Below are 22906 nucleotides of genomic sequence, written 5' to 3' on the forward strand. Positions count from 1 at the left end.
TTTATAGGTTTTTTAAAAAATCCATTGTATCCACGCCATCTGCATAATCCGTTAACGAAGGCTGCTGGGCTTGCCCAAAAGCAATAAAACCCTTGCCTGCAATGCACTGTATATTATCATCGCCGTTAAGTTTTTGCAGCACCTGCTCCCTATCTGTATAGTATTCAAAATTTACCTGGCTAACCGGGGAAAAAACAGGTTCATTTTCTGTGAGTATAACGGCGCCGCTGCTCATATAATAGCGGTTATTTAATAACAGCAGGGCTAACTGGTAATCAAAGTTGTTTTTGTACTTGTGAATGTCCAGGAAGTAGTTATACTTTTTCAGCGCACCCAGCAGGGGCAGAAAATCATAATCTTTAGGTACATACAACTTGGTAATGTTACGGCAGCCGAGGCCAAAGTATTGCTGCATATCATCAGCAAGCAGGTCAAGTTCCTGTGGGGTTTCTGTAGCATCCAGCACTGCCACAGAAGTTCTGTTTTTACGGATAATATTCGGGTATTTGCTGAAGTAGTATTCAAAATAACGGCCGGAGTTGTTGCTGCCCGTAGCTATATAGGCATCGCAGCTTTTCAGCATTTCAGCAAAAGAAACGTAGTTCTGCACGGTAACCTCCCACTCATACAGTTTCTTAACCAGGTGCTTTATTAAAACCGCGTCTTTAGATGATGCTTTTATTACCTGTATATGGCCGGTAATAAAAACAGCCAGGAAATCGTGAAAGCCCACCAGCGGAATATTGCCTGCCATAACCAGGCCTACCGTTTTTGGGTTGGCATTCTCCTCCGGCAGGTTGTATTGCTTTACCCAGCTTTCCAGCTTTTCACGTTCAAGAAAAAATCCGGCAATGTTACTGGTAGCCATATTGATAAAACCCGGCACAAACCAGCCATTTTGTACGTAAGCCTGCTGCTTGGCCGTCTGCCACTCTTCATTGTCAGCCTTTATATAATCGCCAAGTCGTACCAGTAAATCTATGCGTTGCGCTAAAGTCATCTCAAAAATTTGCCGCTGTGGTTTATATTTGCCAGCGGAACGCAAAATTGCGGAATTTAAAATCACAAAAAACAGGTAATATGGCAATCAAAATAACAGAAGAATGTATTAACTGCGGAGCTTGCGAACCTGAATGCCCCAATAACGCTATTTATGAAGGCGGTGTGGAATGGTCTATCGCAGATGGGACAACCGTAAAAGGGTCTTTTACGCTGATGGATGGCACAGTAGTTGATGCCAGCGACCGCCTGGCGCCCATAAGCGTAGATACGTACTATATAACTCCTAATAAGTGTACTGAATGCCAGGGCTTTCACGAAGAGCCGCAATGCGCAGCCGTTTGCCCGGTTGACTGCTGTGTACCTGACGAAATGTACCAGGAAACCGTGGATGAACTGATGGGCAAAAAGGAACGTTTGCACATCTAATGCACATATAGCTGTGCGAAACTCCATTTTGCAAACAAGTGGCTGGCGCATTACCTTTATTTAAATGATTGTTGCTGTAACATGCGACATTTTTAACGGCGGGTGATATTTCCCGTTCAAGTGAGGTGAAGTAAATAAGATTGCTTCACCTTTTTGTTTGCCCCCATTCAGGTGAGAAGCTGGCGCCGATTGAAGTACGGGTTACGAAGTACGAAGTACCTGACGCAAACAGGTTACAAGTGTGCTGCACACCGTACATCCCACATCAAACATCTTACATAAAAAACTACTTCGTACTTTTTTACATCGTACACCCCACATCTAACATCTTACATAAAATGGCACTTCGTACTTCCAACCTCGTACTTGCTTTGGGGGTGTCCCCAAGCTGCGCAAGGGGTCGGGCTTTCCGCTCATACTCCGGCACAAAAGCCAGGCTGCGATGGCCTCACCGGGGTATCCGCTTCAATCCCTCACCCGAAAGCCGGTTGCCGGTTACCGGTTACAGGATGCCGGTCTGTTGATGGGTAAAATGCAGGCATTGGTCGGTAATTGATGATGTTCAAAAGCAAGGATTAAAACTTAATGCCCGAAGGAAAGTTGCCGGTTACCGGTTGCAGGATGCCGGTCTGTTGATGGGTAAAATGCAGGCGTTGTTTGGTAATTGATGATGTTCAATAGCAAGTATTAAAACTAAATGCCCGAAGGACAGTTGCTGGTTACAGGTAGCTGGTTGCCGGTCTGTTGGGTTTTCTATGCCAAGCTCCGTGGGAGCGATATGTTAGTAGCAAGCAGGCACTGCCTGTTTGTAAAGCCTCGTAGAGGCGGTATGTTGAGCGGGTTTTTGTAACAAAGCCCGGTAATCATCAACCAGCCGGTTACACATCATCCTGCCTAACATATCTCACCCGCGGCGCTCCGGGAAACCTTGTTTTCGTTGATTACTAACATGCCGCCTCTAGGAGGCTTTGGCTGTTCAATGTTAACGGCGCTGGCACCCCGCAGTACTGGCACTTCAAAACAACAGGATTACCTTACACAATCAACAGACCGGCAACCTTCCTTCGGGTGAGGGATTGAAGCGGTTACCCCGCTGAAGGATATGTGAGTGGGCTTTTGTGGCGGAGTAATAGCGGAAAGCCCGGCCCGAGGTACGAGGGACACCCCCTAAAAAATCTTACTACAGCACACCATTACTTAGCCTTTCACAGCCCCATTCTGGCGCATAAAATCAACACAGGTGGCGGAATGTATAGCTATATGCCATGCCAGCAAAAACTGCCGGGTTTTTGCATTGTATAAAAGAATAACCAACGAGGTTAAACAAAATAAGCAGGTTGCCTATGCACGCCTGGCCAGGGATACACAGGGGCCTAAATAAAAATTTGGATGGTAAAATATATTTTGTTTAACTTAGTGCATATAAAAATTAAACAAAAACGGTGACATGCAAACCTTTGAATTTAACCAGATGCTGGAAAAAAACGCTGAGTTTTTAAAGCCGTTCGCCATAACACTCACACGGGATATGGAAGCAGCCAAAGACTTGTTCCAGGAAACATTGTATAAAGCGCTGGCCAACCGCGAAAAGTACAACATGGGCACCAACATAAAGGCCTGGCTGTACACCATCATGCGGAATATATTCATCAACAATTACCGCCGGCGCAACAAGCAAAACACCATTTTTGATAGTTCGTCTACAGAATTCCTGCTAAACCATAACCAGGCCGTAACGACCAATACCGCCATCAGCAATATCAACACCCGGGAAATACAGAAGGCTGTACACAATCTTCCGGAAATATTCAGAACCCCTTTTATTTTGTACTTTGAAGGATATAAATACAACGAAATATCCGGCATGCTGCGTGAGCCGCTGGGCACCATTAAAAGCCGCATACACTTTGCCAGGAAGCTGCTGAAGACTGAGATAGAACGATTCTAAAATATTTACTTTTATTATCATTGAACAAAGCAATTGTTATAGGTAGTGGCTTTGCAGGCCTTTCTGCAAGCTGTTTTCTGGCCCAAGCCGGCTGGCAGGTTACTGTATTGGAAAAACATGCAACCCCGGGTGGCAGGGCAAGGCAATTATCAGAACAGGGTTTTACTTTCGATATGGGCCCAAGCTGGTATTGGATGCCTGGAGTTTTTGAACATTTCTTTGGTTGCTTTGGCAGAAAAGTAAGTGATTATTACAGCCTTACCCGGCTTGACCCTTCCTACCGTGTTTACTGGAGCAATGGCCCGGTGGATATTCCGGCCGGCTATAAGGAGTTACAGGAACTGTTTAACAGCATTGAGCCTGGCAGCGGCCTGCAACTGGATAAATTTTTACAGGAAGCTGAATACAAGTATGAAGTTGGCATGAACAAACTGGTGTACAAACCAGGGCGTTCGCTTAGTGAATTTATGGATGCGGATGTTATTAAGGGCATAACAAAACTGGACATATTCAGCTCCATGAAGCGGCACATTGGCCATTACTTTAAAAATCCCATGTTGCGGCAACTGATGGAGTTCCCTGTATTGTTCCTTGGCGCTTTGCCGGAAAAAACACCTGCCCTCTACAGCCTCATGAATTATGCTGATATAGTTGGCGGCACCTGGTACCCTGAAGGCGGCATGTACAGCATAGTGAAAGCCATGCACAGCCTGGCGGAAGAACTGGGCGTACAGTTTCGTTTTAATGAATCTGTTAAGAGCATCCAGGTAAACAATAAAAAGGCCAGCGGGGTGGCTACATCTAATTGCATGCCCGGTTCCGTACATTATTATGATGCCGATGTGGTAATCGGAGGCGCTGATTATCATCACGTGGAACAGCAGTTACTACCACAGGCTTACCGCACTTATACCCCGGCCTACTGGGATAAGCGTGTAATGGCGCCCGGATGTCTTATCTATTACATAGGTTTGAACAAAAAACTTAACAACATAAGGCATCATAACCTGTTTTTTGATACATCGTTTGAGGAGCATGGCAAAGAAATTTATATAAGCAAACAATGGCCTCGCAACCCGCTGTTTTATGTGAGTGTTACATCAGTTACAGATAATACAGTTGCACCTGCCGGTTGCGAAAACCTGTTTATATTAATACCCGTTGCCGCGGGGCTTGATGATGATACCGAAGCAAGGCGGGAACATTACCTGGACATGGTGCTAAAAAGAATGGAACATCATCTGAACCAAACTATAACCAATAGCATTATATATAAAAGAAGCTTTGCCCACAGTGATTTTACCAGCGAATACAATGCTTTTAAAGGAAACGCTTATGGCCTTGCCAATACCCTTGCTCAAACGGCCATATTGAAGCCGTCGTGCAAAAGCAGTAAAGTAAAAAACCTTTATTATACAGGGCAGCTAACGGTTCCCGGGCCGGGTGTGCCACCCAGCCTTATCAGTGGAGAAGTGGTGGCTGGTGAAATTTTAAAGGCTTACAGCAAAGGATAAAACAAATACCATTAAATTATTTACCATATGATGCAACTGTTCAGTGAAGTTTGCGAAGAATGCAGCAGGATAACCACCAGGAAGTACAGCACTTCGTTCGCTTCTTCCATTCAACTGCTGCACAAAAGTATGCGTACGCCCATACACAATATTTATGGTTTTGTTCGTTTTGCAGATGAAATTGTTGACACTTTTCACCAGCATAACAAAGCTGAACTGTTGCAGGAATTTAAAACAGAGACCTTTAAAGCTATAGAAAGGGGCATTAGCCTTAACCCGATCCTGAACAGCTTCCAACACACCGTTAACCATTATAATATAAGCATTGACCTGGTTACTTCTTTTCTGCAAAGCATGGAAATGGACTTAACCAGGCAGTACTACGACAGGGCTGGCTATGAAGAATACATATATGGCAGTGCAGAAGTTGTGGGGCTTATGTGCCTGTATGTTTTTTGCGAAGGCGATGAAAAATCTTACCATAAACTGCGGCCTTACGCCCGCAGCCTGGGAGCAGCCTTTCAAAAAGTAAATTTCCTGAGGGATCTGAAAGCTGATTGCAACGACCTTAAGCGCATGTACTTTCCAGGTTGCGATTTTGGCAACTTTTCCAACCAGGACAAATTATTGATTGAGAAGGATATTCAGCAGGATTTTGCAAATGCGTACAGAGGCATTATTCAACTGCCGGTAAAAGCCCGTTTTGGGGTATATGTGGCCTATCGTTACTACCTATCACTATTCAAAAAGATTAAAAAACTAAGGCCCCAGCGCATATTGCAGCAGCGCATACGTATACCGGATTATGGCAAGGCCTTTATCGTTGCTGAGGCCGGCATAAGAAGCCGGTTGAATATTTTATAAACAGGCCGTTGTACCCTTTTAAAGCTTAGTGGTATTGCTTATATTTATACTATGGAATTAGTGATTTTAGTGAATGAACATGATGAGGAACTTGGCGCCATGGAAAAAATGATGGCACACGAAAAAGCCGCCCTGCACCGTGCTTTCAGCGTGTTTATTTTCAATAGCCGTGGCGAGATGCTGTTGCAGCAGCGTGCCCCTGAAAAATATCACAGCGGCGGGCTTTGGACCAACGCCTGCTGCAGCCACCCAAGGCCGGGTGAAAGCATAGAAGCGGCAGCCCACCGCAGGCTTTATGAAGAACTTGGCTTTAAAACCCCTCTTGACAAAATATTTGAATTTACCTACAGGGCCGTATTTGACAACGGCCTTACCGAATACGAATTCGACCATGTATTTACCGGCACCCACGATGGCACTGTTACCCCAAACAACAACGAAGTAAGCAACTACTGCTACAAACCTGTTGAACAGATAATACAGGAACTGCAAACGCAGCCTCACCTTTACACCGCATGGTTTCATATAGCGTTTTACAAAGTGGCTGACTGGATTAAGCTGCAAAGGGCCTGACCACTTTGATTCTGCCCCGAATGTGTCAGAATCATTCATCTATTCCCTCTGCAAAAGTGCTTGCTTTACGGTCCAACTAACCGGGCTAAAAAGCCGCCCAATGAACCGGACGATGAAAGGATTGCGACGCAACGATGATGCTACAGGGATATGTCGCCGGTATCCAAATACTCAATAAAAAATACGCAGGACCACACATCAAATACAGTTGATACTTTTACCCGATGCCATTACAACAAAAAGCCATTATTATTGGAAGCGGGGTTGCAGGGTTGGCAACAGCCATACGGCTTGCTGTGCTGGGCCTGCAGGTAACCGTATTTGAAAAAAACAGTTACCCCGGCGGCAAGCTAAGCAGTATACAGCAAGATGGGTTTTATTTTGATGCCGGCCCAAGCCTGTTTATACAGCCATCCAACATAGAAGAGCTTTTTTTACTGGCAGGAGAACCCATTGAAAAATATTTTACGTACAGGCCTGTAGCCATAGCATGCAGGTATTTTTATGAAGATGGCACCGTTATAAATGCCTACACCAATAAGCAGGACTTTGCGGAAGAACTGCAGGCCAAAACCGGTGAAGCACCGGAGCGGTTGTATAATTACTTATCAAGGTCTGAAAAACTGTATCAAAATACGGGAGCATTTTTTTTACAGCATTCGTTACACAAAGCAGGCACACTTTTATCGCCGGGTATAGTAAAAGCTTTATATGCGGTACAAAAAAAATACTTGCTCAATAACCTTAACCAGGTTAACAGCCATGCTTTTTCGCAGCCTCATGTTGTTCAGCTATTTAACCGATATGCAACATATAATGGCAGCAACCCTTACAAAGCGCCGGGCATGCTTAGCCTCATACCCCACCTGGAACATAATGAAGGGGTTTTTTATCCTGAAGGCGGCATGATAAGCATTACCAATGCCTTGTACAAACTGGCGCTAAAAAAAGGGGTGACATTCCAGTTTAACACCGCTGTTGAAAAAATAATGATCAGTAATAACCATGTACAAGGTGTAAGCACCCCTACCGGCAACCATGATGCGGACATCGTGGTGAGCAATATGGATGTGTATTTTACTTATAAAGAATTATTAAAAAATTCGGCAACAGCGGCCAGGCTGCTTAAGCAGGAACGCAGCAGCAGCGCTCTTATCTTTTATTGGGGTATGGCCAGGGAGTTTCCGCAGCTTGACTTGCACAATATTTTTTTCAGCGCTGATTACCAGGCCGAGTTTGAGCACCTTTTTCGGTATAAAACGCTGTACCATGACCCCACTGTTTACATTAACATCACTTCAAAATATCAACCGGCACAACATGCACCCCAGGGCATGGAAAACTGGTTTGTAATGATTAACGTGCCTGCCAACAACGGCCAAAACTGGCAGCAGTTAAAGGCTGATGCCAGGCAATACGTCTTATCCAAACTGAGCAGGTTGCTGCAAACCTCGCTACAACCGTTGATTGAAACTGAAGCCATTCTCGACCCCATAATGATTGAAGACAGAACATCCTCCTTTATGGGCGCCCTGTATGGCACCAGCAGTAATAGCCGCTATGCGGCTTTTCTGCGCCACCCCAATTTCTCCAAAACAATTAAAGGGCTTTATTTTGCCGGCGGCAGTGTGCACCCGGGTGGCGGCATACCGTTGTGCCTTAAAAGCGCGGCCATTGTAAGTAACCTTATTGCTGCGCATACAAGGCAGCATAACTAACTTATCTTATGAAGTTCTCCATCTCCAGGCTGGCATTGTTCATAGCGCTGCTTTTTCATGTATGCGGGTTAATTGGCATATTGTTTACCCCTTATAAAAACTGGTTTATCAGCCACACACCGTTAAACCTGTTGCTCATGTTTATTTTGGTCGTACTTACGCAGCCACAAAAAAACCTAACCTTTTTTCTGTTCCTTACACTTTGCTTTATTACCGGTTTGGCCGCTGAAATTACAGGTGTTAATACAGGTTTGCTGTTTGGCAGCTACAGTTATACCAGTCTGATGGGGCTTCAGTTTAAAAATGTACCATTGCTTATAGGCGCCAACTGGTTTGTTACCGTGTACGCGGCAGGTGTAATTATGACGTTGCTTGACGAATGGGCCGTAAATAAATACCGGGAAGCCGGCATAAAGATTTCTCCTTTATATGGCGCGGCCGCCGTAATAATGGATGGCGCTTTGCTGGCCACACTTTTCGATTGGCTTATGGAACCCGTAGCCGTGCAACTGGGTTTCTGGAAATGGCAAAATGCTGAAGTGCCCTGGTACAATTACCTGTGCTGGTATGTTATCAGCCTGTTATTGCTCGTAATATTCAGGGTTTTAAAATTCAACAAACACAACTATTTCGCGGTACATTTGTTCATTATCCAGGCATTGTTTTTTCTTGCACTTAGAACTTTTTTATGAGTTGGATTATTTATCCTTTCATCGCTGTTGCAACCTTCCTGGTAATGGAAGGTATTACCTGGCTTACCCATAAGTATGTTATGCATGGCTTTTTGTGGTACCTGCACGAAGACCACCACAAAAAAGGTCCGGGTTTTTTTGAAAAAAACGACTGGTTTTTTGTCATTTTCGCCATACCCAGTTTTTTAAGCATTATGCTGGGCAGCATATACCAGGTATGGTGGGTGGTAAGTATTGGCGCAGGTGTTGCCATGTACGGCTTTGCGTATTTCCTGGTGCATGATATTATTATTCACCAGCGCTTTAAACTATTTACCCGCAGCAATAACCGTTATGTAAAAGCCATACGCTGGGCACACAAAATGCACCACAAATACCTGGAGAAAGAAGACGGCGAAAGTTTTGGCATGCTGCTGGTGGCAAAAAAATATTTCGATAAGGTTAGGCGTGATGAAGAGATGCAAAAGAAAATTCATACCGGCAATCCCGAAAATAAAATTGTATAGGGGGTGCCCCCAAGCTATCGCAAGGGGTCGGGCTTTACGCTCATACTCCGCCACAGATTCCGCCGCACCAAGCCTCAGCGGGGTATCCGCTTCAATCCCTCACCCGATGGGTAACCTGCTGTTTTTCCCGCAGGACTGTTGCCCGCAGATACACAATGCGTGTGTATCCGCAATCAACCGCACCTGCAATTTATTCTGCAATATCTGCCCAACCATAAAACGCATATACCCGCTATTTACGCTAAATTCGCAATGGTTACCTTTTTAAAACCAATTGATTGCTTTTCATGACTTTACGATTTTGTGCGATACTCGTACTTATTGCTACCCTGCAAAGCGCTTTTGCTTATCAATACAGCTACAGGTTTTCTTCACTCAATATAAGCAGCGGCTTGTCCAACAACCAGGTTAACTGTATTTATAAGGATGCAAAAGGCTTTATGTGGTTTGGTACCATGAGCGGTTTAAACAGGTACGACGGCTATAGTGTAAAAGTATTCCGCCATAAGGTTGCCGATTCCCTCTCCCTGCTGGATGACTACATTACAGCCATTTCGGCGGCGCCGGGCAATAAAATGTTTGTACAAACCCGCAATGGCAATAACCTGTTTGATCCTGTTACAGAAAAATTTCTCGATGCACAGCCCTGGCTGGCCCAAAATGGCATTCCTGTTTTTGGCAATCTCACGGTGTTAAGAACAGGCAACATTTTTTGGTTTGCCCATGTAGATTCCGGCCTGTACCGTATGGATGCCAATGGTAAAACCACCAGGATAAAAACAAGGCCCGGCAATATAACAGACATCAAGGCTGACTCTAAAAATCAGCCGGTATTAGTTTACAACAACGGCCTTATTGAAAAACTGAATGCAGAAACCGGTCAACCTGTGGCCAGCTACACAGCGGTAAACCGGCTATTGGCTGCAAGGCAAGGCTCCTTTTTCCTGTACAACGATGCACAGGATGATATATGGGTGTATGCCGCTGGCCTGGGCGCCATCTACTTTAACCCGGTAACCAATACCACCAGGGAATTCTCTCAAAAAAACGGCGTGCTTAATAATGATGTGGTGCGCAGCATAACACAGGACAATAACGGCCTTGTTTGGATTGGTACCGACCACGGGGGCATTAACATCATCAACAAGAAAAATTTCAGCAGCGGGTTTGTAACCCACAAGGACGATGATAAAACAAGCCTTGCTGAAAACGCAGTTTACAGCCTTTACAAAGATGATATGGGCATTATTTGGGTGGGTACCTTTAAAAAAGGCGTAAGTTATTTTGCCGAAAACATGGCTAAGTTTAACCTGTTCCGCAGCAAACAATCTGATGTGGGCGGGCTTAATTACGATGACATAAACCGCTTTGCAGAAGACAAAAAAGGTAACCTTTGGATAGGCACCAACGGCGGGGGGCTTATCTATTTTAACCGGGCAGATAACAGCTTTACGCAATACAGGCACCAGCCGGGCAACCCCAACAGCATCAGCAGCGATGTGGTAGTTAGCCTTTACATAGATAAAAGCGAAAAGCTCTGGATTGGCTACTTTTTCGGCGGGCTTGACTGTTTTGAAAACGGCAGGATCACCAACTACCGCCACAACGACACCGACCCATCCAGCCTGGCCGACAATAGTGTTTGGGAAATTTACGAAGACAACCAGGCCAATCTTTGGGTGGGCACGCTGGGTGGCGGCCTTGACAGGTTTGACAGGGAAAAGAAAATCTTTTACCACAATAAAGTTGGCCTGCGCAATTCTGTACATTCCAACTTCATATCCGCGTTTGAAGAAGATAAAAACGGCAACCTGTGGATTGGTACCGCTTATGGCATTGACCTGCTGGACAAATCCAAGGGCATCTTTATCCAGATGCTAAGCGCCACACATAAGTTAAGCAATGATAATGTAAACGCCCTGCTCCGCGATAGCAAGGGCCGCATGTGGGCAGGCACACGCGAAGGCCTTAGCCTTTTCGATGAACAAACCCAAACTTTCAAATCATTCCGCATGGAGGATGGCCTGCCGGATAACACCATCTTTACCATACTGGAAGACAATAACCAGCATTTATGGGTAAGCACATCCAATGGCATCAGCAAAATAACCGTTACAGAAAACAAAAACGGCATAACCATCAATTGCCGAAACTTCGATGAGGCCGACGGCCTGCAGGGCAACGTATTTAACGACAACGCAGGCTTTAAAACCAGGGCCGGGGAATTGGCATTTGGCGGCGCCAATGGCTTTAACCTGTTCAATCCCGCCGATATAAAACGCAACAATAACGTACCCACCATCGTATTTACCGGGCTGCAGGTGTTTAACAAGCCCGTTTCCGTTAATGAAAAAACAGGCAACCACATCATATTGAAAGAGTCTGTTTCAGAAACAAAAGAAATAGCGCTCAGGTACAACCAGAATGATTTTTCTATTGACTTTGCCGCTCTCAACTTTTTAAACACGGATAAAAACAAGTACGCCTACCGGCTGGAAGGGTTTAACAAAGAATGGCTTTTAACAGATGGCAAAACCCGCCGGGCCACTTATACCAACCTTGACCCCGGCAGTTATACCCTGCATGTAAAAGCTTCCAACGAAGACGGCGTTTGGAACGACAAAGGCATTGCTTTAAAAATTACCATACTACCCCCTTTCTGGAAAACCCCGCTGGCCTATGTACTCTATATCATTATCATTGCGGCGGCGCTATTGTTTGCCCGGCACATTACCATACGCCGTGCCCATGCCCGTTTTGCACTGGCGCAGGAACGCAGGGAAGCCCAGCGGCTGCATGAACTGGATATGATGAAAATTAAATTTTTTACCAATGTAAGCCACGAGTTCAGAACACCGCTTGCATTGATATTAACCCCCCTTGACAAGATTATAAAAAACGCTGCCGGCCCCGATGAAAAAAAGCAATTCCAGCTAATACACCGCAATGCCAGGCGCCTGTTAAACCTGGTAAACCAGTTGCTGGATTTCAGAAAAATGGAAGTGCAGGAACTAAAGCTAAACCCCATGCCTGGCAACCTGGTTAAATTTATCAAAGATGTGTCGTACTCCTTTACAGACCTTGCCGAAAAAAAGAACATCAGTTTTTCCTACAACAGTAATACAGATGAGTTGCATACCCGTTTTGATCATGATAAAATAGAACGCATACTCTTTAACCTGCTCTCCAACGCGTTTAAGTTTACGCCTGAAAATGGCGCTGTTTCTGTCGAGGTAAGCGCAGGCATAAAAGATGGTGAAGCGCTGATGGAAATTAAGGTACGTGATACGGGCATAGGCATACCCGCCGAAAAGCTGGACAAAATATTCGACCGTTTTTTCCAGAGCGAAATTCCCGGCACGCTGGTAAACCAGGGCAGCGGTATTGGCCTGGCCATCACCCGCGAATTTGTTAAGATGCACGATGGCATTATTAACGTGGAAAGCGAGGTTGACAATGGCAGTTGCTTTACTGTTCTGCTGCCCTTTAAACCCGTTAGCGAGGTTTCTGATATGGCTGACACCCCCCTGCTGACCGAAGAAGATGAAGCGGGGTTGCAGGTAATACCCAGCGCCGCAGCCAGCGAAGATGCCAAGGCAGGCAGCCACAGAAAACCCACACTGTTGCTGGTAGAAGACAATGAAGATTTTCGCTTTTATCTTAAAGACAACCTGAAAGAATTTTTTGAAATAGTGGAAGCCGGCGAAGGCAAAATAGGCTGGCAAAAAACGCTGTCCTCCCACCCTGACCTGGTGGTAAGCGATGTAAGCATGCCGCTGATGGATGGCATTGAACTCTGCCGCCGCATTAAAGCCGATACCCGCACCCGCCACATACCCGTAATACTCTTAACCGCCCTTGCCAGCGAAGAGCACCAGCTAAAAGGCCTGGAAACCGGCGCTACGGATTACATGGTAAAGCCGTTCAGTTTCGAGATCATGCTTTCACGGGTGCGCAACATACTCAGCCAGCAAAGCTCGCTCAAGAAAACCCTTTCCCGCCAGGTTGACATCAAAAACCCGGAAATTAAAGTAGAGTCGCCCGATGAAAAATTCATTATGCAGGTTATGACGGTGGTAGAAAAAAACCTTTCCAATGCTGGCTTTTCGGTAGAAGAGCTTAGCCGGGAAATGTGCATGAGCCGCGTTTCCGTTTACAAGCGCCTGTTTGCCCTCAGCGGCAAAACGCCGGTTGAGTTCATCCGCTCCGTGCGGCTAAACCGTGCGGCGCAGTTGCTGGAAAAAACGCAGATGAATGTGGCCGAAGTGGCTTACGAAGTAGGTTTTAACAACCCCAAGTATTTTGCCCGGTATTTCAAGGCCGCTTTTGGCGTGCTGCCCTCCGTTTATGCCAGCGGCAAAAGAAAAGAAAACCTGGCCGAAAAGGCCAATGAATCAACCGCCATTTAATAACTAATGATCATTCCCTTCAGGGGGTGTCCCTCGTGCCTCGGGCCGGGCTTTCCGCTATTACTCCGGCACAGGGCCCTGCTGCAAAGGCCTCACCGGGGTAACCGCTTCAATCCCTCACCCAAAGTGCAACACGCTGATTTTTTGCAGGCAATGCTGTTGTTTAAGTAAATGTCGCTGCAAGCAACATAATAGCCCGCGGAACTACAAGTTCCGCAAAGCAACATTGAATGCCAAACACCTGCCACCCATGAACAAACCAATATTAAATTAAATACCGATGATCCGCCTTTGCCCGAAGGGCATAAATATCAATAGCCACGGGTGAAACCCGTGGTTAAATAACGATAAGGAATCCAACCCAGCTTTTGGTAAAATATGCTAAATTAAAGCGTGATGCTATCCAAAGAGTTAGCGTTAAGCGGCTCTTTGGATTTTAAATAGGAGGCGGTCTTCGGACTGCCCCAAGGCATTATACTCATTGTCATCAAGTCTACCCTGCGGGCAAAGCCACATAGTAATTCTGTCGCCAAATGGCTGCCGGATTGGAGCGGAAAGCCCGCAACCACGAGGCACGAGTGGTGAGGACTTGCAGCGTAAAGCCGGAACTGCTGTCGCAAAATGTTCCTGAGGGGAAAGCCCCAAAAATTTCTCCGTTTCACCATTGTACATTAGCTTATGCCCCTGTTTATGGGGCTTTTTTGACTGTATAACGGCCCCGGTTAACAAATGATACCCCTTTTTTATACAAACCATACCCAACACTTAACATTTTATCACCCATACATAAACAATATACTCCCCCTTACAGCGGCAGGTGGCTATAATTTTAAGGGGATTATAAGCCAGTTATTTACTAACGATTAAATTGATTGCTATGTCAGAAAAAAATGCCAGGCACACCCGGCGCCTGCCGTTGTGGCCAATACCAAAACTAAAATACTTGCCAAACCCCATCTTTTCCAATTAAACCATTTAACCATTAACTGTTTGCGTATGAGACATCCCAAAACAAAGAGGAAGCTATGGTATATTGTATGCGCCATAGTCTCTTACTGGGCACTTGCCCTGCCCTCTTATGTACAGGCCCAGCAAAGCGGGCCAAGAAAAATTTCCGGAGTTATCGTTTCAAAAAAATCAGGCCAGCCCATTAGCGGGGCGAACCTTACCGTTAGGGGCACCAAAAATGTAGCCACTACCGATAACGAGGGAAAATTTACCATTATGGCCGAAACCGGCCAGGTAATAGAGGCCACGTTTGTAGGTTTTGCCAATACACGCATCACGGTGGGCAATTCTTCCACGGCCAATTTCTCAATGGAAGAAGACTACAGCACCCTGAACGACGTGGTAGTGGTGGGTTACGGTAAAATGAAGAAAACTGATCAAACCAGTGCGCAGGTATCTGTTTCCGCCGCGGATATTAATAAAACCGTCAACACCACGATAGACCAGGCACTGCAGGGCAGGGCCGCTGGTGTGTATGTTACCCAGAACTCCGGCCAGCCGGGTGGGGGTATTTCTGTAAACATACGCGGCGTAAACTCGCTTTCCGGCACTACAGAACCACTGTACGTAATTGATGGGGTGCAGATACAACCCAATACGGTAAGCTATGGCAACAGCAGCTCAATCAATCCGCTGGCAGGTATTAACCCATCTGATATTGAATCTATGGAGATACTGCAGGGCCCTTCGGCTACAGCCATTTACGGTTCCCGTGCCACCAACGGCGTAATACTGGTAACTACCAAACGCGGCAAAGCGGGCCAGGTAAAAGTTACCTATAATTACATGTATTCGCTGCAGGATAAGCCGGAAGCGCTGCCTACCTTAAACCTGCAGCAGTTTGCCATAATGAACAATGAAATAGCCACCCTGCTTAACCGCACCCCCAATGCTGATTTTAAAAACCCGTCTGTATTGGGAGAAGGCACCAACTGGCAGGATGCCATGTTTAAAACCGCGCCGCTGCAAAAACACCAGGTAACCATGAGCGGCGGCATGGGCAATACTACCTACTACATGTCTGGCGAATACTTTGACCAGGAAGGTGTGGCCATCGGCTCTAAGTTTGGCCGTTACTCCTTCCGCCTTAACCTGGATAACCAGGCATTTAAATGGCTGAAGTTAAACACCAGCCTTAACTATTACCAAACAAAGGAAAAGCTGGCATCTACCAGCGAAGATGTTATCAGGAATGCCCTTACCCTGGCGCCCAATATTGCGGTTAAAAACCCTGACGGTACCTGGGGCGGCGCTACTGAGAATGAATACGGCGGCAATGCCAAATATGCGCCGGTTAACCCCATAGCCATTGCCAACCTGGTAAATAACGACTTTAAGAAAACCGGCGGCCTGGGCTCGCTGGGTGCAGAAATAACACTGATGAAAGGGCTTGTGTTCAGGGCCAGCTTCAACGGCAATTTTGAAAATGGCGAAGGCACCAAGTTTACCCCTACTTACAGGCTGGGCTATATTTCCAACGAAAAAGCCAGTCTTTCCTTCAGCACGTCTAAAAATTATTACTGGAACCTTAACCAGTTGGTACAGTACAACACCAATATAGGCAGGCACAGCATTGGCGCCATGGCCAGCCACGAGGCACAGTCTGGCAGCTACCAGGGCTATTCAGGCACCAGGATTGGTTTTGTAAGCAACGAAATACCATCCTTTAACCTGGGCGATGCGCAGGGCCAGACTACCGGAAGCTACAAAGGCTCCTGGGCAATGGAATCTTACCTAAGCCGCATCAATTACTCGTTTGATAACAAGTACATTGTACAACTGGCGGGCAGGGCCGATGCCTCTTCCAACTTTGGACAGGCCAACCGCTGGGGCTACTTCCCTTCTGTATCGGCCGCATGGCGTGTAACAGAGGAAGGTTTTATGAAGGGCATTGGCTTTATCAACGACCTGAAGATAAGGGCAGAATGGGGCAAAACGGGTAACAACGGCGGCGGTGGCCAGTTCTCTCCACTGGGGCCTGTTACTACACCGCTGGGGACAGGGTTCCGCACTACGCAGTATGGCAACCCTAACATACAGTGGGAAGCCACTACCACCAAAAACATTGGTTTTAACCTGAGCATGCTGAAAAACCGCGTTCAGTTGGAAGGCGATTATTACATTAAGCATACCAATAACCTGCTGATGCCGCTGGGCCTTCCAGCCTACATGGGCACATCCGGCGAAGGTGCGGTGGGCGCCCCCAACGTAAACATAGGCACACTGGAAAACAAGGGATTTGCCATAACGCTTAATACAGTTAATATAGACAATAAAGCCGGTTTTTCGTGGAGGACCAACTTCAATATTTCCTCTTTTAAAACGAAGATCACCAAGCTTAATTCCGATGCGGCGTTCCTGAGAAAATCAGCCTGGTACATGAACAATTTTGAAGAACGTTCTGTGGTGGGCCAGGCGCCCTGGCTGATGTATGGCTACATTTCAGAAGGGGTTTTCCAGTCAGTGGAAGAAATTAATAACAGCGCCATACCTACACAGTCAGACGGCAGCAGGCTGCCCGTGCAGCAGGATGGCGGCGTTTGGGTAGGCGACCGTAAATACAAGGACCTTAACGGCGATAACGTAATAGATTCCCGCGACCAGACCTTTATCGGCAACCCCTGGCCAAAAATCACTTTCGGTTTTACCAACACTTTCTCATTCAAAGGTTTTGACTTAAGCATATTGCTTACAGGTGCACAGGGCAACGATATCTACAATTACCTGCGCTACCAGAATGCAGACCCGAACAATATCAACCTGGGCCGCAACCTGTTCAGCGAATCATTTAACTATGCCCGTGTTACTACTGATGGCGATGGCAAAGTATCACTGGCCAACCCCGGCACCAATGTAACCCGCATTGTAGGTTCCGATGTTAACGGCAACTCCAACAGGTTTACAGACATATATGTGGAAGACGGTTCTTATATCAGGATCAAGAATATACAACTGGGCTATAACCTGCCGGGACAGTGGCTGAAAAAGCAGGCGGTTGTTAAAGGAATACGCCTTACAGCCGGTGTGCAAAACCTGGCAACGTTCACCAAATACAAGGGCTACGATCCGGAAGTGGGCGCTTATATAGGAAAAGAGGTGCAGCTAAGCAGCCAGTTTATTGGTGTTGATGCCGGCCGTTACCCGCTTACCAGGTTGTACACCTTCAGCATCGGAGTGGATTTTTAAAGACCTTAAAATTTTGCCTAAATGAAAAAGCTTAATTATAAAAATTTTCTTACCAGCCTTGCAATTCTTGGGCTGATAACCGGCTGTAAAAAAAGCTTCCTTGACAGGCCGCCGGAAGATTCGATAGTGGATGCCAACTTTTATAAAACCGACGACCAGATACTGGCAGGTACCGCGCCATTGTACAACATTGTGTGGTTTGCTTACAACGACAAAGCCTCTCACGGCATTGGCGATGGCAGGGGCGGTAACCTTATGTCTGGCTCTTACCAGGTAGAGAACATACGCATGCAAACCACCGATGTTACAGGTGAAGTGTACAATTCGTGGACTTCTTTCTTTAACATCGTAACGCAGGCCAACCTGGCCATCAACAATATAGAGAAATATGCAGGGCCTGCTGTTTCTGAAACGGTAAAAAAGGCCGGCATAGCCGAAGGGCGTTTTATGCGTGGCGTGGCCTACTCCTTCCTGGTGCAAAACTGGGGGCCCGTTCCCGTAATTACAGACAACTATGCGCTTTTAAACGATACCAGCGTTACCCGCAATACCGTTGAAACCATCTGGGAGTTCATCATAAGAGACCTGACCTTTGCTGCCGAAAACCTGCCTGCTGCACCTTTACAAAAAGGCCGCATTACCAAATGGGCTGCAGAAGGTATGCTGGCCAAAATGTATCTTACCAGGGCTGGTGTAGGCGCATCATCCGGCGCCAGGAATAAAGCCGATCTTGACAATGCTGCCCGCTACGCCAAAAGCGCCATTGACAACAGCGGCGCCAGCCTGATGAGCAATTATGAAGACCTGTTCATTATGAAGAACAACAATAACCCCGAAAGCCTCTTTGCCCTGCAATGGAAGTATGATGGCGACTGGGGCACACAGAACAGTGTGCAGGCCTTCCTGGCTTATGGCTCTGAAATTACAGGTTTTGCGGATGGCTGGGGCGGCGACCTTGGCGCTTCTTACGACTTATTGAAAAAATACGCCACTACAGACAAGCGCCGCAAAGGCACATTCATGTTCCCCGGGGATCATTATGCTTACATTACCCAGCAGATTGACGACCCCAATAATCCCGGCAAGAAAATATCCCAGCAGTTGCAGGTGCCCTGGAATTATGTTGGCGCGGAAAGGTACAATACCCGTGCCTGGGTTAAAAAGTATGTAGTAGGCCGCCCGGAAGACAACGACGGCAAAGTTACCCAGCAGCATACAGAAATAAACACGTACATGTTACGCCTGGCAGATGTGTACCTTACGTATGCCGAGGGCCTGCTGGGCAATGCCGGTTCAACAGCCGATGCACAGGCGCTTAAATACTATAACCTGGTTAGAACAAGGGCAGGCCTGCAGCCTAAAACATCCATTACGCTGGATGATATTTATGCTGAACGCCGCCTCGAATTTGCCATGGAAGGCCAGGCCTGGTACGATATTGTAAGGATGCACTACTTTGATCCCACCAAAGCCATCGGCATCCTTAACGGCCAGGACAAAGGCACTTACCGCATCGTTCCCAATGCAGCGCAAAATGCCGTATCGTGGACGGTTACTTCCGACGTACCGGCCTTCTACCCGGTAACAGAAAGCAATTTTTACCTGCCTTATCCCGCCGCGGAACTATCGGCAGCGCCTAATTTAAGAAAGCCTCCGGTGCCTTACGAGTTTTAACCAACCAATAAACTGTCATTAACATGATACAACATAATTTAACCTTCACCGGGCGCCGGGGCATACAAATGCTCTGCGCCATACTGCTGGGCATCCTGCTGTTCAGCGCCTGCAAAAAAGACAGCGTTTCCGGCCCGCCGATTATCCAGCAGGTAAGCTTGTTAGACTCTTCCAAACTGGACAGCACTTTTACCAAAGCGCTGCCGGGTACGCAGATATTGATTACCGGCCAGAACCTTAACGACATTGTGAATGTGTACTTCAATAATGCTGCTGCTTATTTCAATCCCACACTCAGCACATCCACACACCTTATAGTTGAAATACCATCTAATGCCCCAACAGAGGCTACCAATCCTGATGTGCCCAATGCCATCCGCATCGTAACCACCCATGGTGAAGCATCTTTCTCGTTTGTGATAGATATTCCGCCGCCATCTATTGAGTCTGTTTCTAATGAAAATGCATTGCCGGGTGATTCCGTTATCATCTGGGGTTCCAGCCTGTGGCTGATAGATAAGATAGTACTGCCCGGCAACAGGGAGATAACCGATTTTAATGCCGACGATAAAGGCTGGAGGGTTGGCTTTGTAATGCCCGACCTGGGCAGCGATACCGGCCGCCTGGTGATACATGCAAAGTACGGTACAGCCATGTCAAACGGCCCGTTGAATGACCATGAAAGCGGTGATGTGATCAGTAACCTTACCGGCGATTGGGAAAGCGGCGAAAAAAGCATTTTCAACTGGGCCTGGTGGGGCGCCAACAGAACCAACGATGCAGCTCTTTTTCCCGGCACCCGCGGCGCATACCTGCAGAATGTATTTGGCGGTGTAGGCTCTAACGATGGCGGCTGGTGGAACGGCAACCGCTCCGGCAACTTTAACGATGTGCCGCTGTTTACCGCGGCCATCATGAGCGAACCCGCAGCCAATTACGGCCTTAAGTTCGAAATAAACACCAAAGAAGCCTGGAAAGGCGGCATTTGCGTTATCAGGTTAAAAGGCGATGGCGGCTATGCTTTCCGTTACATGCCGTGGCAGGGCACTACAGATAAGGTATTTAACACCGATGGCAAATGGACTACTGTTACCATTCCTCTTTCTGACTTCAAGAAGGCCGAGGGTGGTGTTGAAGGCACCGGCGCCGGCGCATCTTCTATGGGCGATGTACTCAATGCAGGTGGCGTGGTATCCTTTGGCTACCGTTTTATTTCAGAAGACGATCCCATTGACCTGTTCAATGCGGCTTTCGACAATTTCAGGATTGTAAAAATAAAATAGCTCATTGCGGGGGATGTCCATCCGCCTGCAGGATAAGCAATCAATTATAATCAAATGCCGGCCCCTGCACGCCCGCCTGCTTCTGGCGGGCTGTACAGGGCCGGTGTTTTAAAGTTTTTCCACCGGGTATTTTTTATGGGCCCGGCTGCAGTTTTTTATGGCATCGCCTGTTGCGTCGCACAGCGTGTACTGCAATGCATGTGGCAGCTTGCAGCCCGGGTAGATAAGCATGCCTGCGCACCCCCCATCATTCAAACAATTGAATATTCATCTATGTATATTATTCCAAGACTGGTTACCCTGCTGCTCTTACCCCTTGCGCTGGCCTGCAGCAAGAAAACCACCGGTGGTGCCGGCGGCGATGGCAATGGCACAGACACCACGGGCAACACCGTAGTAACCCCTGCCGATCCGGCCACAGAAAACTCTATCGGCTTTTTTCTTAACGAGTGGACAGCCAAAAGCTTTACCCCGCCATCTTACACAGAAACCGGTGTACCATCCAACCCCATCACCACCGTAACCCTGGATGCGTCTACAGTTGTAACAAAAATTTCCCCGGCGTTATTTGGCAACAACAGCAACCCTTATATGACACAGATGGTTACCGAAACCACGCTGCTTAAGCATATTACCAACCTGCACCCCGGCATTATACGTTTTCCCGGCGGCAACATCAGCAGCGTTTATTTCTGGAACCGGAACCCCGGCAACCCGCCCCCTGATGCCCCAGAAAAGTTGCTGAATGCAGATGGCGCAGCCGGCGATGCCGGTTACTGGTATGGCGGCAACACCGCGGGCTGGACGCTATCCGTTGATAACTATTACAGCATGCTGCAGCAAACCGGCAACCAGGGTATCATTACCATCAACTATGGCTATGCACGTTACGGTACCGGCGCCGATCCTGTTGCCGCCGCCGCACACCTTGCGGCAGACTGGGTGCGCTACGATAACGCCCGTACCAAATACTGGGAAATAGGTAACGAAAGCAATGGCACCTGGCAGGCCGGCTACCGTATTGACCCATCGCAGAATAAAGATGCACAGCCCGCCATTATCACCGGAGAACTATATGGAAAACATTATAAGGTTTTTGCAGACTCTATGCGCAAAGCCGCCACGGAAATTGGTAAAACCATTTACATAGGCGCACAACTGCTGGAGAAGCCGACAGAATCCTGGCAAACCGCAACAGACAAAAGCTGGAACAGCGGTGTTTTAGCCCAGGCCGGCAATGCCGCAGATTACTATATTTTGCATAGCTATTATACCCCCTTTAATGCCAACTCCACCCCTTCTGAAATACTGGCTTCTGCGCCCAAAGTAACAGCGGAAATGATGCAGCACGTTAAATCGTCTGCCACTGCCGCAGGTGTAAGCATGAAGCCCGTTGCACTTACCGAGTGGAACATTTTTGCCATTGGCTCTCAGCAAATGGTTTCTCAAATAGCCGGCATACACGCGGTTATGGTAATGGGCGAATTGCTTGGAAATAAATTTGGTATGGCCAGCCGCTGGGACCTTGCCAACGCCTGGGAAAATGGCAACGACCATGGGCTCTTCAGCCAGGGCGAACCTGCTTCCGGCGAAGCCAAATGGGCGCCAAGACCGGCTTTTTATTACCAGTACTTTTTTCAGAAGTACCTGGGCGACAGGTTTATCAACTCCTCGGTTTCGGGCGCCAATTCCGGCATAAAAACTTACGCATCCACCTTTAGTTCGGGGCAGGTAGCCGTTACACTCGTTAATACTTTATCTGCCGCGCAGGAAGTAAAACTGGCCTTTAAAAATTTTAATGCCGGTGGCCGTTATTACTGGTACGAAATAACAGGCGGTCCAGGCAATTTTTCCCGGAAAGTAATGGTAAATGGCCAGGGCCCTGCCGGGGAAATTGGCGGCCCTGGAAATTATACAGATATTAAACCTTACGCTGCATCTGTACAGGGCGGTGTAAGGGTAAAACTGCCACCGATGGGCGTTGTATGCCTTGTGGTGGATAAGAAATAAATGATTCCCCCCAATGCATGAACTGCCCCGGTGTTTATGCCGGGGACGGTTTATGCCAGAAATAAACCTGTTACACCGCAGCCTGAAGATGCC

The 22906-nt window shown here is 47.2% G+C and carries 14 protein-coding genes; 13 read left to right on the forward strand and 1 reads right to left on the reverse strand.

The features are described from left to right. Position 1: 1 nt before the first annotated feature. Positions 2 to 1000, reverse strand: a complete 999-nt coding sequence (locus F0364_RS26460; RefSeq protein ID WP_153800835.1) for an acyl-CoA reductase — start codon at positions 998 to 1000, stop codon at positions 2 to 4. Positions 1001 to 1080: 80 nt separating this feature from the next. On the opposite strand from F0364_RS26460, the gene F0364_RS26465 reads away from it, so the two are divergent. The 13 genes from F0364_RS26465 to F0364_RS26525 all read left to right on the forward strand — a co-directional run bounded on the left by F0364_RS26465 (position 1081) and on the right by F0364_RS26525 (position 22813). Next, positions 1081 to 1428 carry a 4Fe-4S dicluster domain-containing protein gene (locus F0364_RS26465; RefSeq protein WP_153800836.1) on the forward strand — a complete coding sequence of 116 codons (348 nt, stop codon included), beginning with the start codon at positions 1081 to 1083 and terminating at the stop codon, positions 1426 to 1428. 1447 nt (positions 1429 to 2875) lie between these two features. Next, positions 2876 to 3376: an RNA polymerase sigma factor gene (locus tag F0364_RS26470; protein ID WP_153800837.1), complete on the forward strand. Its 501-nt coding sequence runs from the start codon at positions 2876 to 2878 to the stop codon at positions 3374 to 3376. A gap of 20 nt (positions 3377 to 3396) precedes the next feature. Further along, positions 3397 to 4890 carry a bifunctional phytoene desaturase/3,4-desaturase gene (gene crtID / locus F0364_RS26475; protein WP_153800838.1) on the forward strand — a complete coding sequence of 498 codons (1494 nt, stop codon included), beginning with the start codon at positions 3397 to 3399 and terminating at the stop codon, positions 4888 to 4890. Positions 4891 to 4917: 27 nt separating this feature from the next. Then, entirely contained in the window at positions 4918 to 5754 is an 837-nt protein-coding gene (locus F0364_RS26480) for a phytoene/squalene synthase family protein (protein WP_153800839.1), read from the forward strand. A 51-nt stretch (positions 5755 to 5805) separates the two neighbouring features. Beyond that, positions 5806 to 6327 carry an isopentenyl-diphosphate Delta-isomerase gene (gene idi / locus F0364_RS26485; protein WP_153800840.1) on the forward strand — a complete coding sequence of 174 codons (522 nt, stop codon included), beginning with the start codon at positions 5806 to 5808 and terminating at the stop codon, positions 6325 to 6327. A gap of 224 nt (positions 6328 to 6551) precedes the next feature. Continuing rightward, positions 6552 to 8045, forward strand: a complete 1494-nt coding sequence (crtD, locus tag F0364_RS26490; RefSeq protein ID WP_153800841.1) for a 1-hydroxycarotenoid 3,4-desaturase CrtD — start codon at positions 6552 to 6554, stop codon at positions 8043 to 8045. A gap of 8 nt (positions 8046 to 8053) precedes the next feature. Continuing rightward, positions 8054 to 8737, forward strand: a complete 684-nt coding sequence (locus F0364_RS26495) for a carotenoid biosynthesis protein (RefSeq protein ID WP_153800842.1) — start codon at positions 8054 to 8056, stop codon at positions 8735 to 8737. Beyond that, positions 8734 to 9243, forward strand: coding sequence for a sterol desaturase family protein (locus F0364_RS26500; RefSeq protein WP_153800843.1), 510 nt, complete (start codon positions 8734 to 8736; stop codon positions 9241 to 9243). The genes F0364_RS26495 and F0364_RS26500 overlap by 4 nt, the downstream gene beginning before the upstream one ends. 287 nt (positions 9244 to 9530) lie before the next feature. Next, complete coding sequence (locus F0364_RS26505) at positions 9531 to 13652, forward strand: hybrid sensor histidine kinase/response regulator transcription factor (RefSeq protein ID WP_153800844.1); 4122 nt, start codon at positions 9531 to 9533, stop codon at positions 13650 to 13652. Between the two features lie 996 nt (positions 13653 to 14648). Continuing rightward, a complete protein-coding gene (locus tag F0364_RS26510; protein ID WP_153800845.1) occupies positions 14649 to 17846 on the forward strand; it encodes a SusC/RagA family TonB-linked outer membrane protein in 3198 nt (1065 codons plus the stop codon). Positions 17847 to 17867: 21 nt separating this feature from the next. Continuing rightward, positions 17868 to 19520 (forward strand): RagB/SusD family nutrient uptake outer membrane protein, encoded by a 1653-nt coding sequence (locus F0364_RS26515; protein ID WP_153800846.1) that lies wholly within the window; start codon positions 17868 to 17870, stop codon positions 19518 to 19520. Between the two features lie 23 nt (positions 19521 to 19543). Further along, on the forward strand, positions 19544 to 20803 hold the full coding sequence (locus F0364_RS26520) for a glycan-binding surface protein (RefSeq protein WP_153800847.1): 1260 nt from the start codon (positions 19544 to 19546) through the stop codon (positions 20801 to 20803). 273 nt (positions 20804 to 21076) lie between these two features. Further along, positions 21077 to 22813, forward strand: a complete 1737-nt coding sequence (locus F0364_RS26525; protein WP_153800848.1) for an alpha-L-arabinofuranosidase family protein — start codon at positions 21077 to 21079, stop codon at positions 22811 to 22813. Positions 22814 to 22906 lie beyond the last annotated feature (93 nt).

The organism is Foetidibacter luteolus (genome assembly GCF_009650435.1).
Lineage (GTDB): Bacteria > Bacteroidota > Bacteroidia > Chitinophagales > Chitinophagaceae > Foetidibacter > Foetidibacter luteolus.

Excerpts from the sequence above, each read along its gene's own strand:
- F0364_RS26460 (WP_153800835.1), bottom strand. The coding sequence starts at position 1,000 with ATGACTTTAGCGCAACGCATAGATTTACTGGTACGACTTGGCGATTAT.
- F0364_RS26465 (WP_153800836.1), top strand. The coding sequence starts at position 1,081 with ATGGCAATCAAAATAACAGAAGAATGTATTAACTGCGGAGCTTGCGAA.
- F0364_RS26470 (WP_153800837.1), top strand. The coding sequence starts at position 2,876 with ATGCAAACCTTTGAATTTAACCAGATGCTGGAAAAAAACGCTGAGTTT.
- F0364_RS26480 (WP_153800839.1), top strand. The coding sequence starts at position 4,918 with ATGATGCAACTGTTCAGTGAAGTTTGCGAAGAATGCAGCAGGATAACC.
- idi (WP_153800840.1), top strand. The coding sequence starts at position 5,806 with ATGGAATTAGTGATTTTAGTGAATGAACATGATGAGGAACTTGGCGCC.
- crtD (WP_153800841.1), top strand. The coding sequence starts at position 6,552 with ATGCCATTACAACAAAAAGCCATTATTATTGGAAGCGGGGTTGCAGGG.
- F0364_RS26495 (WP_153800842.1), top strand. The coding sequence starts at position 8,054 with ATGAAGTTCTCCATCTCCAGGCTGGCATTGTTCATAGCGCTGCTTTTT.
- F0364_RS26500 (WP_153800843.1), top strand. The coding sequence starts at position 8,734 with ATGAGTTGGATTATTTATCCTTTCATCGCTGTTGCAACCTTCCTGGTA.
- F0364_RS26505 (WP_153800844.1), top strand. The coding sequence starts at position 9,531 with ATGACTTTACGATTTTGTGCGATACTCGTACTTATTGCTACCCTGCAA.
- F0364_RS26510 (WP_153800845.1), top strand. The coding sequence starts at position 14,649 with ATGAGACATCCCAAAACAAAGAGGAAGCTATGGTATATTGTATGCGCC.
- F0364_RS26515 (WP_153800846.1), top strand. The coding sequence starts at position 17,868 with ATGAAAAAGCTTAATTATAAAAATTTTCTTACCAGCCTTGCAATTCTT.
- F0364_RS26520 (WP_153800847.1), top strand. The coding sequence starts at position 19,544 with ATGATACAACATAATTTAACCTTCACCGGGCGCCGGGGCATACAAATG.
- F0364_RS26525 (WP_153800848.1), top strand. The coding sequence starts at position 21,077 with ATGTATATTATTCCAAGACTGGTTACCCTGCTGCTCTTACCCCTTGCG.